Raw genomic sequence first — 18,474 nt, forward strand, 5'->3', positions numbered from 1 at the left:
GGACATACTTGCAGACTCCCCAGGGTGCTTCGCAAGAGCGGTCCCGAGCTTTCGCGTCCTCTTTACATGGTCAACTGCGGGAGCCCCGGGAGGCGGGACCAAACGGCGATCTTGGCAGGTCCCGGGCGGGGTCGGACGGCACGGAGCGTGACTACGGAAAAGGGCCGCGGGAGATCCCCGCGGCCCTTTGTCGCGCATGGCCGGGTCGCTCGAATGGGCGCCCCGGGTCGGTGGCGGAAAACGATCGCCGTTCGCCGCAATGGTCGTCGGCGGGTCGTCTGTGTGGTCAGTGGCCGCGGAACCGGTTGATCGCGTCCTCGTGCCGGGAGCGCAGTCCGCGGTCGCGCACGCCGAGCCCGTCGGAGGGGGCGAGGCAGCGGACGCCGACCTTGCCCTGGTGCGCGTTGCGGTGCACCTCGTACGCGGCCTGGCCGGTCTGCTCCAGGCCGTAGGTCCTCGACACGGTCGGGTGGATCCTGCCCAGTGCCACCAGCCGGTTCGCCTCCCAGGCCTCCCGGTAGTTCGCGAAGTGGCTGCCGACGATCCGCTTCAGGTGCATCCAGAGGTAGCGGTTGTCGTACTGGTGCTGGAAGCCGCTGGTGGAGGCGCAGGTGACGACGGTGCCACCCTTCTTGGCCACGAAGACGCTGGCGCCGAAGGTCTCCCGGCCCGGGTGCTCGAAGACGATGTCCGGGTCCTCGCCGCCGGTCAGCTCGCGGATCCGCTCGCCGAGGCGGCGCCACTCGTCCGGGTCCTGGGTCTCCTCGTCCTTCCAGAAGCGGAAGCCCTCGGCGGCCCGGTCGATCACCAGCTCCGCTCCCATCCTGCGGCACAACTCCGCCTTGTCCGGGGAGGACACCACGCAGACCGGGATCGCCCCGCCGTGGAGTGCCATCTGGGTGGCGTAGCTGCCCAGGCCGCCGGAGGCGCCCCAGATCAGCACCACGTCGCCCTGCTTCATGTTCGCCCCGTGGTGCGACACGAGCTGCCGGTACGCCGTCGAGTTGACCAGGCCGGGGCTGGCCGCCTCCTCCCAGCTCAGGTGGCGCGGCTTGGGCATCAGCTGGTTGGCCTTGACCACGGCCAGCTCGGCGAGGCCGCCGAAGTTGGTCTCGAAGCCCCAGATCCGCTGCTGCGGGTCGAGCATGGTGTCGTCGTGCCCGGCCGCGTCCTCCAGCTCCACCGACAGGCAGTGCGCGACCACCTCGTCGCCGGCCTTCCAGCGGGTCACCCCGGGCCCGGTGCGCAGCACCACGCCGGCGGCGTCCGAGCCGACCACGTGGTACGGCAGGTCGTGCCGCCTGGTCAGCTCGGAGACCCGGCCGTAGCGCTGGAGGAACTTGAAGGTCGGCAGCGGCTCGAAGATGCTGGTCCAGACAGTGTTGTAGTTGATCGCGCTGGCCATGACCGCCACGAGCGCCTCGCCCGGCCCGAGTTCCGGCGTCGGCACCTCCTGCACGTGCAGCGCCTTGCGCGGGTCCTTGTCCCGGGTGGCCAGGCCGTCGAACATCCCGGCCTCGTCCGCGCGCACCACGACGCCCCGGTACGACTCGGGCACCGGCAGGCCGGCGATGCCGGCGAGCTCCCGCTCCGGATGGTCGGATCCCTCCGCCGCCATGATCGCTTCGAGGATGTCCTGCACGTCGACCTCCCGTTCGTCCGCACCCGCGCACGCGGGCCTGGGTGCTGCCATCGTCGGCGCGGGAGCGGTCCGCCGCCATGTCGGCATCCGACACATCCGGCACCGGCCGCGCTCCTGTTGGGCGGGACGTTACTGAACGGTAGCTAGGGCTGGAAGTCCTCTGTGAAAAACTGCATCGACCGATGCGTGGAGGTGTCCGGGCGGCGGTCGTACCGCGCACCGGCGCGCTCGACGCCCGGGGTCCGCCGGCCCCCACCGTCGCGGCGGGGGCCGGTCGGGGGCGTCAGTGCGCGGCGGGCTCGACCAGCTCGACGAGCACGCCGCCGGCGTCCTTCGGGTGGACGAAGTTGACCCGGGAGTTCGACGTGCCGCGCTTCGGGGTGTCGTAGAGCAGCTTCACGCCCCGCTCGCGCAGCGCCGCGCAGGCGGCGTCGATGTCGGCGACCGTGTACGCCACCTGCTGCACGCCCGGCCCCTTGCGGTCCAGGAACTTCGCGATGGTCGACTCGGGCGTCAACGGGGCGAGCAGTTGCAGGCAGCCGCCCTCGGTGGTCGGGCCGACGGTCAGCATCGCCTCGCGGACGCCCTGCTCGGCGTTGGTCTCGGTGTGCACGCAGCGCATTCCGAAGGTGCGCTGGTAGAAGTCGATCGCGGCGTCCAGGTCGGCCACGGCGACCCCGACGTGGTCGATGCGGAGCAGGCCGATGTCTGTGACATAGTCGGCAGCGGTCTCGACGGGGGAGTTCTCAGCCATGGCGCTAGTCTGACCGAACAATCGTTAAGGCGTACAGGTCGGCACCCCCTCGGAGGCAGGTAATGGCTTCGGTGATCGTCAGCGGCGCGCGGACCCCCATGGGGCGCCTGCTGGGCAACCTCAAGGACCTCTCCGCGACCAAGCTCGGCGGCGTGGCGATCAAGGCGGCGCTGGAGCGCGCCGGCGTCGCCCCCGAGCAGGTCCAGTACGTGATCATGGGTCAGGTGCTCCAGGCCGGCGCCGGGCAGATCCCGGCCCGCCAGGCGGCGGTCGAGGCGGGCATCCCGATGTCCGTGCCGGCCCTGACCATCAACAAGGTCTGCCTCTCCGGCCTGGACGCGATCGCCCTGGCCGACCAGCTCATCCGGGCCGGCGAGTTCGACATCGTGGTGGCCGGCGGCATGGAGTCGATGACCAACGCCCCGCACCTGCTGCTCGGCCAGCGCGGCGGCTACAAGTACGGCGACGTGGTGGTCAAGGACCACATGGCGCTGGACGGGCTCACCGACGCCTGGGACTGCTGCTCCATGGGCGAGTCCACCGAGCGGCTCGGCGCGAAGCACGGCATCAGCCGCGAGGAGCAGGACGCGTTCGCCGCGGCCAGCCACCAGCGGGCCGCCGCCGCGCAGAAGAACGGCCACTTCGCCGACGAGATCACCCCGGTGGTCATCCCGCAGCGCAAGGGCGACCCGCTGGTGATCAGCGAGGACGAGGGCATCCGCCCGGACACCACGACCGAGTCGCTGGCGAAGCTCCGCCCGGCGTTCACCAAGGACGGCACCATCACCGCCGGCAGCTCCTCGCCGATCTCCGACGGCGCCGCCGCCGTGGTCGTGATGAGCAAGGCCAAGGCCAAGGAGCTGGGCCTGACCTGGCTGGCCGAGATCGGTGCGCACGGCAACGTGGCGGGGCCGGACAACTCCCTGCACTCGCAGCCGTCCAACGCCATCCAGCACGCCCTGAAGAAGGGCGGGCTCAGCGTCTCCGACCTCGACCTCATCGAGATCAACGAGGCGTTCGCCCAGGTCGGCATCCAGTCCACGCGGGACCTCGGCGTCAGCCCGGACAAGGTCAACGTCAACGGCGGGGCGATCGCGCTGGGCCACCCGATCGGCATGTCCGGCGCCCGGCTGGTGCTCACCCTGGCCCTGGAGCTGAAGCGCCGGGGCGGCGGCACCGGCGCGGCCGCGCTCTGCGGCGGCGGCGGTCAGGGCGACGCGCTGATCATCCACGTCCCGGGCAGCAACGAGACTGGTCGGTGAGCGCGACGCGCTGACTGATCCCGGTCGCCGAACAACGAAGGCAGCACAGTGAGCGGGAGGAGTGAGCCGGTCTTGCGAGCCCCGCAGTCGCGAACAGAGGCAGCACAGTGAGCGGGAGGAGTGAGCCGGTCTTGCGAGCCCCGCAGTCGCGAACAGAGGCAGCACAGTGAGCGAGATCGTCGACAACGCCCCGGCGGGCGCGCCCCCGGTGCGCCGCAGCCGGGACGTGCCGATGCTGGTCGAGCGGGCCCGCGCGGGGGATCCCCGCGCGGTGGCCCGGCTGATCACCCTGGTCGAGTCGGGCGACGAGACGCTGCCGCGGATCGCGGCGGCGCTCGCGCCGTACGCCGGGCAGGCCCAGGTGGTCGGCCTGACCGGCTCGCCCGGGGTGGGCAAGTCCACCACCACCAACGAGCTGGTCCGGGCGCTGCGCGCCCGCGGGCACCGGGTCGGCGTGCTGGCGATCGACCCGTCCAGCCCGTTCACCGGCGGGGCGATCCTCGGCGACCGGGTCCGGATGCAGGACCACGCGACCGACCCGGGCGTCTACATCCGCTCGATGTCCAGCCGGGGGCACCTCGGCGGGCTGTCGGCGGCGACCCCGCAGGCGGTCCGGGTGCTGGAGGGCGCCGGCTGCGACGTGGTGCTGGTGGAGACGGTCGGCGTGGGGCAGGCGGAGGTGGAGGTCGCCTCGCTGGCCGACACCACGCTGGTGCTGCTCGCCCCGGGCATGGGCGACGCGATCCAGGCGGTCAAGGCCGGCATCCTGGAGATCGCCGACGTCTTCGTGGTCAACAAGGCGGACCGGGACGGCGCCGACGCGACCTACCGCGACATCCAGGGCATGATCGCCCTGGGAGAGCGCGGCCCGGGTGACTGGCGCCCGCAGGTGGTCCGCGCGATCGCCGCGCGGGGCGAGGGGATCGACGACATCGCCGCCGCCATCGACAAGCACCGGGGCTGGCTGGTCGAGCACGGCGAGCTGCGCCGCCGTCAGGAGGCGCGGGCCGCCGCGGAGATCGAGGCGATCGCGCTGGGCGTGCTCCGCGACCGGATCGGCTCCCTGCGCGACGGTACGGAGCTGCCGGCGCTCGCCGCGAAGGTGGCCGAGGGCGCCCTCGACCCGTACGCGGCGGCCGACGAACTGCTCGCCCAGCTCGGCTCCTGAGGCGTCCACCCCACCGCCCGCCGAACTAGTACGCTCGCACCGCTCCACGGTCCCGTGGGGCGGTGCGAGTGCCGAGTGGGGGAAGAACATGGGCGACGAGGCGACCCAGGAGCTGTCGGTGACGCCGGACGCGGTGGCGGGCGGGAGCACGCACGTCTCCGACGAGGTGGTGGAGAAGATCGCCGTGGCCGCCACCCGGTCGGTGCCCGGTGTTGCCGAGCTGGGCGGCGACGTGGCCCGGTTCTTCAACAGCGTCCTCGACAAGGTCGGTCTCGACAAGGTCGGCGACGCCCGGCGGGGCTGCTCGGCCCACGTCACGAACGGCGCGGCCGTGGTCAACCTGGTCATCGTGATCGAGGCGGGCCGGCCGGTGCCGCAGGTGACCGACGCCGTCCGGGTGAAGGTGACCGAGGCGGTCGAGGCGTACGGGCTGCGGGTCGACGAGATCAACATCCGGGTCGACGACGTGACCCTGGGGGAGCCCGCCGCGCCGACCGCCTGACCGGTGCGGGCGGCTCACGTTACCGGCCGGTACGAGCTTCCTTAGCGATCGTTCAGGCTGGGCTCTACACTCGACGTGCAGGTCGAGGACTCGAGGAGGAGCCCCGCGGATGAACGCCGACGAGATCGCAGCCGGACGGGCACGCTGGCAGGCCCGCTACGACGCCGCGCGCAAGCGGGACGCCGACTTCACCACGCTCTCCGGGATGCCCGTCGACCCGGTCTACGGGCCGCCGGAGGGCGTCGCCTACCCGGGCTTCGAGCGGATCGGCTGGCCGGGCGAGTACCCGTACACCCGGGGCCTGTACCCGACCGGCTACCGCGGGCGGACCTGGACCATCCGGCAGTTCGCCGGATTCGGCAACGCCCGGCAGACCAACGAGCGCTACAAGATGATCCTGGGCGCGGGCGGCGGCGGCCTCTCGGTGGCCTTCGACATGCCCACCCTCATGGGCCGGGACTCCGACGACCCGCAGTCGCTCGGCGAGGTGGGCCACTGCGGCGTCGCGGTGGACAGCGCCGCCGACATGGAGGTGCTCTTCGACGGCATCGACCTGGCCGGCGTGACCACCTCGATGACCATCTCCGGGCCGGCCGTGCCGGTGTTCTGCATGTACCTGGTGGCCGCCGAGCGGCAGGGCGCCGACCTGTCCCGGCTGGACGGCACGCTGCAGACCGACATCTTCAAGGAGTACATCGCGCAGAAGGAGTGGCTCTTCGACCCGGAGCCGCACCTGCGCCTGATCGGCGACCTGATGGAGTACTGCGCCCGGGAGATCCCCCGCTACAAGCCGCTCTCGGTCTCCGGCTACCACATCCGGGAGGCCGGCGCGACGGCCGCCCAGGAGCTGGCGTACACGCTCGCCGACGGGTTCGGCTACGTCGAGCTGGGGCTCTCGCGCGGGCTGGACGTCAACGTCTTCGCCCCTGGCCTGAGCTTCTTCTTCGACTCGCACGTCGACTTCTTCGAGGAGATCGCCAAGTTCCGGGCCGCCCGCCGGATCTGGGCCCGGTGGCTGCGCGACGTCTACGGCGCGACCAGCGAGAAGGCGCTCTGGCTGCGGTTCCACACCCAGACCGCCGGAGTGTCGCTGACCGCCCAGCAGCCGGTCAACAACGTCGTGCGGACGGCCGTGGAGGCGCTCGCCGCAGTGCTCGGCGGGACCAACTCGCTGCACACCAACGCCCTGGACGAGACCCTGGCCCTGCCCACCGACGAGTCCGCCGAGATCGCCCTGCGTACGCAGCAGGTGCTGATGGAGGAGACCGGGGTGACCAACGTGGCCGACCCGCTCGGCGGGTCGTGGTACGTCGAGGCGCTCACCGACAAGATCGAGGCCGAGGCGGAGGAGATCTTCGCCCGGATCCGGCAGCTCGGCGGGGAGGGCCCGCACCAGATCGGCCCGATGACCTCCGGCATCCTGCGCGGCATCGAGGACGGCTGGTTCACCGGCCACATCGCCGAGTCGGCCTTCGTCTACCAGCAGGCGCTGGAGAAGGGCGACAAGAAGATCGTCGGCGTCAACTGCCACACCGGCACGGTCGCCAAGGACCTGGAGATCCTGCGCATCTCGCACGAGGTGGAGCTGGAGCAGCGACGGGTGCTGGCCGAGCGCAAGGCCGGCCGGGACGACGCCGCCGTCAAGGCGGCGATCGAGCGGATGGTCGCGGTCGGCCGGACCGACGGGAACATGATCCCGGCCATGCTGGACGCCGTCCGCGCCGAGGCCACCCTCGGCGAGATCTGCGACGCCCTCCGCGCCGAGTGGGGCGTCTACCGCGAGCCCGCCCGCTTCTGACCCCGCCCGACGGCGCCGGGAGACTTCCCGGCGCCGTCGGCTTTCTGGCAGAAGCCCGACACCTGCGACGACCGGTCGTGAGAGTCGCAACTGTCGCCGTCGCGGTTGATCTGAGTTCGGCAAGTCGCGTGCGAGACTAGGTAACCATGAGCGACCCACGGATCACCTCGTCGATCTTCACCCGCGGCGCGGTCGACCTCAGCGCGCTGCGCACCCCCGCACCGACCCCCGCCCGCCCCACCGCCCCCGCCCAGCCCGGCCCCTCGGCCGGCCTGCCCGGCGCCGCCGGCGGCGCCGTCAGCGTCATCGACGTCAGCGAGGCGACATTCCAGTCCGAGGTTCTCGAACGCTCGCTCACCACACCGGTGATCGTGGACTTCTGGGCCGAGTGGTGCGAGCCGTGCAAGCAGCTCTCGCCGGTGCTGGAGCGGTTGGCCGCGGAGGGCGGCGGCGCCTGGGTGCTCGCCAAGATCGACGTGGACGCCAACCCGCGGATCGCGCAGATGTTCCGCGTGCAGAGCATCCCGATGGTCTACGCGGTGGTCGGCGGCCAGCCGATCGACGCCTTCTCGGGCGTGGTGCCCGAGGCGCAGCTGCGGCAGTGGATTCAGGCGGTGCTCAAGGCCGGTGGCGTGACCGTCGCCGAGCCGGAGGACCCGCGCCTCGACGAGGCCGACGACGCCCTGATGAGCGGCGACCTGGACGCGGCCGAGCGGGCGTACAAGAAGATCCTCGCCGAGTCCCCGGCGGACGCCGCGGCGGAGGCGGGCCTCGCCCAGGTCGGGCTGGCCCGCCGGGTGGCGGGGGCCGACCCGGGCGCGGCGATCGCCGCCGCCCAGGCCAACCCCGACGACGTCGAGGCCCAGCTGCTCGCCGCCGACATCGAGGTGCTCAGCGGTCAGGCCGAGGCGGCGTACGCCCGCCTGGTGGGCCTGGTCCGCCGCACCGCCGGTGACGACCGCGAGAAGGTACGCCAGCACCTGGTCGGCCTCTTCACGGTCGCCGGGCCGGAGGACCCGGCGGTCGCCTCGGCCCGCCGGGCGTTGGCCAGCGCCCTGTTCTGAGCACGTAGCACGCCAGCGCGGGCCGGCGTTCCGGCCGGCCCGCCCGACACCTGAGGACGGGAGCCCATGATGCGCCGGATCGCCGTCCTCGACGCGCCCAGCAACCTCGGCCTGCGCCCACCCACGCCCACCTCGGTGCCGGGCTGCGCCAAGGCCCCGGGCGCGCTGCGCGACCAGGGGCTGCTCGCCCGGCTGCGGGCCCGCGACGCCGGCTGCCTCACCCCGCCCCGCTACGACCCGGGCGACTGGCGGCCCGGCGACGGGGTCTGCCACGCCCGGGAGATCGCCGACTACTCGGCGGCGCTCGCCGAGCGGATCGGCTCCATCATCGACCGCGGGGAGTTCCCGCTGGTCCTGGGGGGCGACTGCTCGATCCTGCTCGGCTCGGCGCTGGCCATGCACCGGCTCGGCGAGGCGGTCGGCGGCCGCATCGGGCTGATCTTCGTCGACGGCCACTCCGACTTCCGGCACCCCGGCAACGCCTCCTACGTGGGCGCGGCGGCGGGGGAGGACCTCGCGCTGGTCACCGGGCGGGGGCAGGCCGACCTGGCCGCCATCGAGGGGCGCCGGCCGTACTTCCGGGACATCGACGTGGTGGTGCTCGGCATCCGGGCGCAGGACGAGTACCGCCTCGACCTCCAGGCCGCCGGGATCACCACCCGCCCGGTGCCGGCGCTGCGCGCCGAGGGCGCCGCGCGCACCGCCCAGTGGGCGCACGAGCAGCTCGCCGACTGCGCCGGCTACTGGGTGCACATCGACGTGGACGTGCTGGACCCGGCCGTGATGCCGGCCGTCGACGCCCCCGACCCGGGCGGCATCGCCTTCGCCGAGCTGGAGATCCTGCTCGCCGGGCTGGTCGACACCCCGCACTGCCTCGGCGTCGAGCTGACCGTCTTCGACCCCGACTACGACCCCGACGGCGCGTACGCGGCCGAGATCGTCAACACCGTGGTGGCCGGGCTGCGCCCCGTCTCCGCCCCGGGCGCGGTACCGCCCCGGCTGCTGCCGGACTCGTCCGCGGCCACCCCCTCCTCGGTCCGCGACTCCCCGGTGGGTGCCCTGTCGGTGCCCTCGGCGCGGCGGGGCAACGGCCGTCCCGAGGCCCCGATCATGCCTTCGCCCGCTCCGGCACCTGCCGTCGTCCCCGCCCCGGAGGACGACGATGACGACCGCCAGCCGGGCGGCGTCGAGGCGCGCGCCGAGGACGGTCCGCCACCTCTTCTCGGCCCGGTCGGGGTGGTTGGCGCGGTCGCCCGGGTGGGCCCGGTCGGGGCGGTCGCCCCGGTGGCCGACGCCGGCCCCGGTTCGGCCGGGCCGGAGCCGGTCGGTCCGCCCGCCTCCGCCGGGCCGGGCCTGCTGCGCCGGGCGCCGCTCGCGGACCTCCACCCGGAGGACCCGCCCGTGACCGACGACGGCACCTCGCCGTCCACGGCCGGCATCGCCTGACGGCCGTCGGGTCGCGCCTGTCGAGCCGCCCGCATGCCAGGCCGGCCAGCCGTCCGCGTCGTCCGACCTGGGCGGGTCAGCGGGCGAGGGCGCGCAGGAAACGTTCGGCGGCGGGGACGGCGGTGGCGGTGCTGGCGCCGCCCTGCTCGACGAAGACCGCGAACGCGACGTCGCCCTGCCAGCCGACGAACCAGGCGTGCGTGTGCGCCGGGTTGTTGTCGTACTCGGCGGTGCCGGTCTTGCCGTGCACCGGCGCGCCCGGCACGTCCTTCAGCGCGGTGCCGGTGCCGGCGGTCACCACCTCGCGCATCATCGCCTTGACGGCCTCGACCGACTCCGGCTTGAGCTGCGGGCCGGGGGCGGCGGGCTGGGCCGGGGCCGGGTCCAGCACCAGTTTCGGCTGTTCGAAGCGACCCCGGGCGACCGCCGCGGTGGCGGACGCCATGGCCAGCGGGCTGACGATCGTGGTGCCCTGCCCGATCGCGGCGGCGGCCTGCTCGGTCGCGCCGCCGTTCGCGGAGACCTTGCCGGTGAAGGCGTCCAGGCCGAGGTCCCACTGCCCCTCCAGCCCCAGCGACCGCCCGGCGACGGCCAGCCCGTCGGGGCCCAGCTCCGGCGCCAGCGCGGCGAACGCCGTGTTGCAGGACTTGGCGAAGTCGGTGCGGAACGGCACCGCCCCCAGCTCGAAGTTGTCGGAGTTCTTGAACGACCGGCCCTCCACCGGGAGCGTCTTCGGGCAGTTCACCGTCGCGTCCGGGGTCACCGCGCCCCGGTCGAGCAGGCCGAGCGCGCTGACCATCTTGAACGTGGACCCCGGCGGGACCTGGGCGGTGAAGGCCAGGTTCTCCCCGGCCGCGCCGGGACCGTTGGCGGCGGCGAGCACGGCGCCGTCGCTGATCCGCACCGCCACCAGCGCCGCGCGGCGCTTCTCGGCGCGCAGGGCGGTGTCGGCCGCGTTCTGGGTGGCCACGTCGAGCGTGGTCTTCAGCGGCTGCCCCGGCTGCGGCTCACGGCGGAACACCTCGGTGCCGGTGGGCACCAGCGTGCCGTCCGGGCCGGGGCGCTGGGTGATCACGGTCAGCCCGGGCGCGCCGCGCAGCCGCTCGTCGTAGCGGCCCTGGAGGCCGCCGTGGCCGACCAGGTCACCGGCCGCGTACCGGTCCGGGTGCTTGGCGAGGTCGTCGGCGTGGGCCGGGTCGACGGAGCCGAGCACCGCCCGGGCGAACTCGCGGGTGGGCGCGAGGTGGAGTTCGTCGTCGCGGAACTTGGTGCCCGGCAGGCCGTGGATGCGGGGCTTGATCTGCCGGTACGCCTCGTCGCGCAGGGTCACCACCTCGACGAACGCGCCCGGTTCGGCGTCGGCGAGCCGCTTGGGCAGGCCGGAGAGGTCCACCGGCGGGGTGATCGTCGGCCGGATCGCCCGGAAGGCCGCGTCGAGCTTCCGGGTCAGGCCCGCCAGGTCGGTGACCTGGTTCGGTTGCAGCCCCACCCGCACCACCGGCCGGGGCGCCACGATCGGCTGGCCGGCGCCGTCGAGCACCGCGGCCCGGGGGCCCGGGTCCCGGCGCAGCCCGAGCCGGTCGCCCCGGGTGAGCTGCTCCTGCACCAGCTGCGGCTCCCAGATCACCTGCCACTCGTCGTCGCCGCCGCGGCTGAGCCGCACCTGTCGGTCGTACGCCCAGCGGGTCTCACCCGGGAGGCTCCACTCGACCTTGACCACCGTGGTCGCGATGTTCGCGGTGATCTTCGCGTCGCCCTGGCGGGTCAGCGCCGGAGGCGTGGCGGCCAGCTCGCCGGAGAGTTCCTTGATCTCGCGGGACACGTCGGCGGCCGGCACCTTCGCGCCGGTCGGGTCCACGAACCCGACGGCCTGGAGGTCGCCGGAACGCCAGCCGGCCAGGAACGCGTCGACGCTGCGCTCCGGCCCGTCGCCGTCCGAGCACGCGCTGAGCGCGCCGGCCGCCAGCGCGGTCGCGGCGAGCAGCGCGAGCGGCCGGCGGAGCCGGTTGCGAGGGTGACGGCTGGGGTACGAGAGGTGCATGGCGCAGATCCTCCGATCTCGGAACTGCCGTCACGCTAGTACGGCCGGGCCGTCCGTATCGTCCCCAGGCGGGGGCGACGTGCGCAAAGACGGGCCTGCGCCGGGGTGATGAACATCCAGCGGTGGGGTACTCCCCGACCGGCCAACCTCGTATCCGCAACGGGTGAAAGGACAAAGTCCGGGACCGGATGTCCGCACCGTGGTCCGCCGACGAAGGCGCGGAACGGCAGGCCTAGGCTGGGCGGCAGAGTGACCCACAACGCGGTGGGTCGAGGGGAGTGGCACCGATGGACCGGCGTCCGGCGATCAAACCGGGACCCGACCTCCGGCAGGATGACACCAGCCGGGATGACAGCTTCGATTCGGCAACCGACGGGGACGGCTTCGGCCGGCTCGACACAGGGGTGACCGGGATGACCGGTACGAGTATCGACACAATCTACGATCTGGGCCGGCCCGCCGAGGCGCTGGCCGACGACGTGGAGGACACCGAACTCGACGAGCCGGTACCCAACGCGGAGCGCCTGGTGGCCCAGGCCGTGGCGCTGGCCGGCGACGACCACGACGTGGCGACCCTGGTCAGCCGCTTCTGGCGGTTCGCGCCGGACGAGGAACTGATCGGCTTCACCGCCGAGGAGATGCTCGACGCGGCCCGCGCGCACCGGGACCTGGCCCAGCAGCGGGTGCCGGGCGAGTTGAAGCTCCGCATCCACGAGCCCGACGCCGACCAGCACCACACCGTCATCGAGATCGTCACCGACGACATGCCCTTCCTGGTCGACTCGGTGACCGCCCTGCTCAACGCGCACCACCTGGACGTGCACCTGCTGGTGCACCCGCTGGTCGTGGTGCGGCGCGAGCCGCTGGGCCGGCTGGTCGAGGTCTCCGCCGACGTCGAGCCCGACGACGCGATCGCCGGCGACCTGGTCGAGAGCTGGATGCACATCGAGGTCGACCCGGTCCGCGACGCCGAAGAACGGGAGAAGCTGCGCCGCGAGCTCCAGCGGGTGCTGACCGACGTGCGGGAGGCGGTCGAGGACTGGCCGAAGATGCGCCAGCGGGCCCTCGCCCTCGCCGACGAGCTGGCCGCCGCGCGGACGTCGGACAACCGGCCGCCGGTGCCGGAGAAGGACATCACCGACTCGGTGGAGCTGCTCCGCTGGCTCGCCCACGACCACTTCACGTTCCTCGGCTACCGGGAGTACCGCCTGGCCGACACCGACGACGGGGGCCAGGCGCTGGAGGCCGTGCTCGGCACCGGGCTGGGCATCCTGCGCCAGGATTCCCCGGAGGCCCGGCCGCTGTCGTCGATGACGCCGGAGGCGCACGAGAAGGTCACCGAGAAGCGCCTGCTGATCATCACCAAGGCGAACTCGCGGGCGACCGTGCACCGCTCCGCGTACCTCGACTACATCGGCTTCAAGATCTTCAACGAGGCCGGCGAGGTGGTCGGCGAGCGGCGTTTCCTGGGCCTGTTCTCCACGGCCGCGTACCGCACCAGCGTGCGTGAGCTGCCGGTGGTCCGCCGCAAGGTGGCCGAGGTGCTGGACCGCTCCGGCCTGAGCCAGCGCAGCCACTCCGGCAAGGACCTGCTGCAGATCCTGGAGACCTACCCGCGCGACGAGCTGTTCCAGATCAAGACCGACGACCTCTACCACGCGGTGATCGGCGTGCTGCGGATGGCCGGTCGCCGGCAGCTGCGGGTGTTCCTGCGGCGGGACGCCTACGGGCGGTTCATCTCCTGCCTGATCTACCTGCCCCGGGACCGGTTCACCACGCAGAACCGGCTGCGCATGCAGGACATCCTGCTCCGCGAGCTGCACGGCGTCGGGGTCGACTACACGACCCGGGTCACCGAGTCGATGCTCGCCCGGGTGCACTTCATCGTCCGGACCGACCCGACCAAGCCCCCGAGCGACATCGACGCCGACCTGCTCGCCGAGGAGCTGGCCGACGCGACCCGGCTGTGGGACGACGACTACCGGCTGGTGCTGGAGCGCAAGCTCGGCGACGAGCAGGCCAAGCACCTGTTCAGCCGGTACGCCGACGCCTTCCCCGAGGGCTACAAGGACGGCCACACGCCGTACGAGGCGATGAAGGACCTGGCCAAGCTGGAGCTGCTGGAGGAGCCCGGCCAGCTGGAGATGCACCTGTTCCGCAAGCAGCTCGCGCCGCGGGCCGGCGGGCGGGGCCCGGACGTCGACGAGGCGATGGACGTCCGCTTCAAGGTCTACCGGTACGGCGAGCCGATGATGCTCTCCGCCGTGCTGCCGGTGCTGCACTCCCTCGGCGTCCGGGTGGTCGACGAGCACCCGTACGAGGTGGACCGGGTCGACGGTCGCGTCTACCTCTACGACTTCGGGCTGCGGCTGCCAGAGGGGCACCAGGAGCTGGCCGAGGTGCGCCCGCACGTGGAGAACGCCTTCGCGGCGGCGTGGCGGGGCGAGGCCGAGGTCGACGGCTTCAACGAGCTGGTGCTGCGTGGCGGCCTCACCTGGCGGCAGGTGGTGGTGCTGCGGGCGTACGCGAAGTACCTGCGCCAGACCGGCGCGGTCTTCTCGCAGGAGTACATGGAGTCGACCTTCATCGCGTACCCGAGGATCGTCACGCTGCTGGTGGAGCTCTTCGAGGTCCGGTTCGCGCCGGGCGCGGCGGGGCACGAGGAGCGGGAGCAGCGCAGCGAGAAGCTGGTCGCGGAGATCCGGGGCGCGCTGGACGACGTCGCCAGCCTCGACCAGGACCGGATCCTGCGCGCCTACCTGACGCTGATCCAGGCCACCCTGCGCACGAGCTTCTACCAGAAGCGCGAGGACGGGCGGCCGAAGTCGTACGTGGCGTTCAAGCTGGACCCGCAGGCGATCCCGGACCTGCCGGCGCCCCGGCCGAAGTTCGAGGTCTTCGTGTACTCGCCGCGCTTCGAGGGCGTGCACCTGCGGTTCGGGCCGGTGGCCCGGGGCGGGCTGCGCTGGTCCGACCGCCGGGAGGACTTCCGCACCGAGGTGCTCGGCCTGGTCAAGGCGCAGATGGTGAAGAACGCCGTGATCGTGCCGGTCGGCGCGAAGGGCGGCTTCGTGCTCAAGCAGAAGCCGGGGGACCGGGACGAGGCGGTCGTCTGCTACAAGGAGTTCGTCTCGGCGCTGCTGGACGTCACGGACAACATCGTCAGCGGCCAGATCGTGCCGCCGGAGGACGTGGTCCGGCACGACGGCGACGACCCGTACATGGTGGTCGCGGCGGACAAGGGCACGGCCACGTTCTCGGACATCGCCAACGAGATCTCCACGGCGCACAACTTCTGGCTCGGCGACGCGTTCGCCTCGGGCGGCTCCGCCGGGTACGACCACAAGAAGATGGGCATCACCGCCCGGGGCGCCTGGGAGTCGGTGAAGCGGCACTTCCGCGAGATGGGTCACGACACCCAGACCCAGGACTTCACCGTGGTGGGCGTGGGCGACATGTCCGGCGACGTGTTCGGCAACGGGATGCTGCTGTCGGAGCACATCCGGCTGGTGGCCGCGTTCGACCACCGGCACATCTTCCTCGACCCGGATCCGGACGCCGCCACCTCGTACGCGGAGCGCAAGCGGCTGTTCGAGCTGCCCCGCTCGTCGTGGGAGGACTACGACCGGGAACTGATCTCGGCCGGCGGCGGCGTGTACCCGCGTACCGCCAAGTCGGTGCCGATCTCGCCGCAGGTCCGCGAGCGGCTCGGCCTGGACGCCGACGTGGAGCAGCTCTCGCCGCAGGAGCTGATGAAGGCGATCCTGACCGCGCCGGTCGACCTGTTCTGGAACGGCGGCATCGGCACGTACGTGAAGGCCTCCAGCCAGACCAACGCGGAGGTGGGCGACAAGTCCAACGACGCGATCCGGGTGGACGGCAGGAACCTGCGCTGCCGGGTGGCCGGCGAGGGCGGCAACCTGGGCTGGACCCAGCTCGGCCGGATCGAGTACGCCCAGACCGGCGGCCGGATCTACACGGACTTCATCGACAACGCGGCCGGGGTGGACTGCTCCGACCACGAGGTGAACATCAAGATCCTGCTGAACACGGCGGTCGCCGACGGCGCGCTGACTCTTCCCGAGCGGGACGAGCTGCTCGCCGAGATGACCGACGAGGTCGCCGAGCTGGTGCTGCGGGACAACTACGACCAGGCCCGGGCGATCAACAACGCGCAGGCGCAGGCCGCCTCGCTGCTGCCGGTGCACCGGCGGATGATCACCGAGCTGGAGCGGTCCGGAGCGCTGGACCGGGCCCTGGAGGCGCTGCCGCCGGACGACGAGCTGGCGGTGCGGACCGAGTCCGGGCTGACCGCGCCGGAGTTCGCGGTGCTGCTGGCGTACGTGAAGATCGTCCTGGAGACGGAGATCCTGGCCGAGGGGCTCGCGGACGAGGAGTGGACGACCGACGTCCTGGTCAACTACTTCCCGACGCCGATGCGCGAGCGGTTCGCCGACCGGATGGGCCGGCACCGGCTGCGCCGGGACATCGTGACCACCGTCCTGGTCAACGAGGCGATCAACCGGGGCGGCATCACGTTCGTCTTCCGGGTGGTCGAGGAGACGGCCGCCTCCGCGGCGGACGTGATCCGGGCGTACGTGGTGGTCCGCGAGGTCTTCGGGCTGCGCGAGCTGTGGGACGCCGTGGAGGCCCTGGACAACAAGGTCGACCCGGAGTTGCAGACGAGCGTCTACCTGGACACCCGGCGGCTGCTGGACCGGGCGGTGCGGTGGCTGGTCACCAACCGTCGCTCGCCGATCGACGTCCCGGCGGAGATCGCCCGGTTGCGCGACGGCGTGGCCCGGCTCCTGCCCGACCTGGAGGAGCGCTTCTACGGCAGCGAGCGGGAGTCGCTGGCGGCCCACATCGACTCGCTGACCGAGCGGGGGCTGCCGCGCGACCTGGCCGAGCAGACGACCCGGCTGATGTACAGCTTCGGCCTGCTCGACGTGGTCGAGACGGCGGCGAGCAGCGGGCGCGACGTCGGCGAGGTGGCCTCGGTCTACTTCGTGCTCTCCGACCGCTTCCGGGTCGACTCGCTGCTGTCGAAGATCTCCCTGCTGCCGCGGGAGGACCGTTGGCAGACGCTGGCCCGGATGGCGCTGCGCTACGACCTGTACGCCGCGCTCGCCGCGCTGACCGCCGAGGTGCTCGACTCCACCCCCGGCACCCTGTCGCCGCAGGAGCGGGTGCAGGAATGGGAGCAGTCGAACGCCACGTCGATCCACCGGGCCGAGCGGGCGATGGGGGAGTTCGACGAGTCCCGGGCGGACCTCGCCGCCCTGTCGGTGCTGCTGCGCCAGATCCGCACCCTGGTGCGGACCTCCGCCGCCGCCTGACGCCGGACACGCCGCGCGGTCCGGCCGGTCGGTTTCCCGACCGGCCGGACCGCGTTGCCGGCTACCCGGGGCGTGTCACGCCTCGCCGCCGCGAGACCCGTGGCCTCTCTGCCGGCACCGCCCGGCCGGGGCCGTGCCCACCCGGCCGGACCGGGTGCCGGCCGTCGGGCCGTGGGTCAGGTGGGCATGGAGGCGAAGACGACCACGTTGTCCGGGTAGCTGCCGGCCGCCTGGTCGAAGACGCCGCCGCAGGTGACCACCCGGAGGCCGGGCCGGTCGCTGGGGCCGTAGACCTGCTCGGTCGGGAACTCGGTCTTCGGGTACGCCTTCACCGACTCGACCGTGAAGGTGACCCGCTGCCCGTCCTCGCGGGTGACGGTGATCGTGTCACCGGGTTGCAGGGCGCCCAGGGAGAAGAAGACCGCCGGCCCGATCGCCGCCGAGTCGACGTGCCCGACGATGACCGCGTTGCCGACCTCCCCCGGGCTGGGCCCCGGCTCGTACCAGCCGGCGAGCTGCGCCTGCTCCAGCGGGGGCACCTGGACGGTGCCGTCCGGGTTGGTGCCCAGAGACATGATCGAGGCGTCGACCCCGATCCGGGGGATGCTGATCGTGGTGGGAGTGGAACGGGCCAGCCCCGTGGCGGCCCCGTCGGCGACGTCCGGGTCCACGTCGTCGGCCACCGCCGCCCCGGAGGTGGCCGGTGCGGCCTGCGCCAGGGGCTGCGGCGGGCGGGGGGCGGGCGCGGTCCTGAGTGACGCGCCGACCATGCCGGCGCCCACCATGGCGAGCAGGACGACGACGGCCGCGCCGGCGGCGCGCCACGGTTTCCCGTGACGGCCGCCGGCCCACCTCGCCGTCATGTCAGACCAGGGACTCATCGGTCCGACGACGACGCATCAGCACCAGGCCGCCCAGGGCGGCCGCGCCGAGCAGGCTGGCCCCACCGGCGGCCAGGCCCCGGTCGGTCCCGGCGCCGGCACCGCCGTCGCCGCCGTCGACCCCGCCGCGCGGCAGGACGACGAGCTCACCCTCGCCGCACGAGCCCTTGAGCTTGTAGCGGCCCGGCTTGGCGTCCTCGGAGACCTCGGCCTCGCCGTAGTAGACGAAGTCACGCTTGTGCTCCCAGCGGTCCTTGTCCTTGCCGTTCTCGTGGTCCTTCTTCCAGTCGCCCTTGTCCGAGCCGTGCGCGTCGTGGTCCTTGCGGTCCTCGTGGCCGTTGTCGCCGCGGCTGTCCGAGCCGTAGGCGTCGTGGTCCTTGCGGTCCTCGTGGCCGTTGTCGCCGCGGCTGTCCGAGCCGTACGCGTCGTGGTCCTTGCGGTCCTCGTGGCCGCGGTCGCCCTCGGCGTCCTGGCCGTGCTCGTAGCCCTTCCAGTCGTTCTTGCCCTCGTCGCCGGCGGAGTCGGAGGCTCCGCCGCCCTGGCCGTAGGCCGGCGGCTGCGGCTTGGCGGTCTCGTC

11 protein-coding genes and 1 pseudogene are annotated in these 18,474 nt (G+C 72.8%); 7 read left to right on the plus strand and 5 right to left on the minus strand.

The window, feature by feature from the left end; genetic code table 11:
* Positions 1–286: 286 nt before the first annotated feature.
* Positions 287–1,642 (minus strand): crotonyl-CoA carboxylase/reductase, encoded by a 1,356-nt coding sequence (gene ccrA / locus ACFY23_RS28045; RefSeq protein ID WP_350678300.1) that lies wholly within the window; start codon positions 1,640–1,642, stop codon positions 287–289.
* Positions 1,643–1,925: 283 nt separating this feature from the next.
* Entirely contained in the window at positions 1,926–2,396 is a 471-nt protein-coding gene (gene mce, locus ACFY23_RS28050; RefSeq protein ID WP_350678188.1) for a methylmalonyl-CoA epimerase, read from the minus strand.
* Positions 2,397–2,458: 62 nt separating this feature from the next.
* Here mce and ACFY23_RS28055 point away from each other — a divergent pair, with 62 nt between their 5' ends.
* The 6 genes from ACFY23_RS28055 to ACFY23_RS28080 all read left to right on the plus strand — a co-directional run bounded on the left by ACFY23_RS28055 (position 2,459) and on the right by ACFY23_RS28080 (position 9,636).
* On the plus strand, positions 2,459–3,658 hold the full coding sequence (locus ACFY23_RS28055) for an acetyl-CoA C-acetyltransferase (protein ID WP_350678190.1): 1,200 nt from the start codon (positions 2,459–2,461) through the stop codon (positions 3,656–3,658).
* A 232-nt stretch (positions 3,659–3,890) separates the two neighbouring features.
* On the plus strand, positions 3,891–4,826 hold the full coding sequence (meaB, locus tag ACFY23_RS28060; RefSeq protein WP_387039052.1) for a methylmalonyl Co-A mutase-associated GTPase MeaB: 936 nt from the start codon (positions 3,891–3,893) through the stop codon (positions 4,824–4,826).
* 88 nt (positions 4,827–4,914) lie between these two features.
* Positions 4,915–5,328 (plus strand): Asp23/Gls24 family envelope stress response protein, encoded by a 414-nt coding sequence (locus tag ACFY23_RS28065; protein ID WP_350678195.1) that lies wholly within the window; start codon positions 4,915–4,917, stop codon positions 5,326–5,328.
* A 109-nt stretch (positions 5,329–5,437) separates the two neighbouring features.
* Positions 5,438–7,126 (plus strand): methylmalonyl-CoA mutase family protein, encoded by a 1,689-nt coding sequence (locus ACFY23_RS28070; protein WP_350678197.1) that lies wholly within the window; start codon positions 5,438–5,440, stop codon positions 7,124–7,126.
* Positions 7,127–7,272: 146 nt separating this feature from the next.
* Positions 7,273–8,190, plus strand: coding sequence for a tetratricopeptide repeat protein (locus ACFY23_RS28075; protein WP_350678200.1), 918 nt, complete (start codon positions 7,273–7,275; stop codon positions 8,188–8,190).
* Between the two features lie 66 nt (positions 8,191–8,256).
* Positions 8,257–9,636 carry an arginase family protein gene (locus ACFY23_RS28080; RefSeq protein ID WP_387039028.1) on the plus strand — a complete coding sequence of 460 codons (1,380 nt, stop codon included), beginning with the start codon at positions 8,257–8,259 and terminating at the stop codon, positions 9,634–9,636.
* A 76-nt stretch (positions 9,637–9,712) separates the two neighbouring features.
* Here the strand turns inward: ACFY23_RS28080 and ACFY23_RS28085 are convergent, their stop codons facing one another.
* Entirely contained in the window at positions 9,713–11,677 is a 1,965-nt protein-coding gene (locus ACFY23_RS28085; protein ID WP_350678202.1) for a penicillin-binding transpeptidase domain-containing protein, read from the minus strand.
* 287 nt (positions 11,678–11,964) lie between these two features.
* Between ACFY23_RS28085 and ACFY23_RS28090 the strand changes: the two genes are divergently transcribed.
* Positions 11,965–17,016, plus strand: a complete 5,052-nt coding sequence (locus ACFY23_RS28090; protein WP_350678205.1) for an NAD-glutamate dehydrogenase — start codon at positions 11,965–11,967, stop codon at positions 17,014–17,016.
* Positions 17,017–17,192: 176 nt separating this feature from the next.
* Here ACFY23_RS28090 and ACFY23_RS28095 read toward each other — a convergent pair whose 3' ends face one another.
* On the minus strand, positions 17,193–17,879 hold the full coding sequence (locus ACFY23_RS28095) for a class F sortase (RefSeq protein ID WP_350678207.1): 687 nt from the start codon (positions 17,877–17,879) through the stop codon (positions 17,193–17,195).
* A 1-nt stretch (position 17,880) separates the two neighbouring features.
* Positions 17,881–18,474, minus strand: a pseudogene (locus ACFY23_RS28100) (hypothetical protein); the annotation flags it as partial.

Source organism: Micromonospora sp. NPDC000121, assembly GCF_042899165.1.
Lineage (GTDB): Bacteria > Actinomycetota > Actinomycetes > Mycobacteriales > Micromonosporaceae > Micromonospora.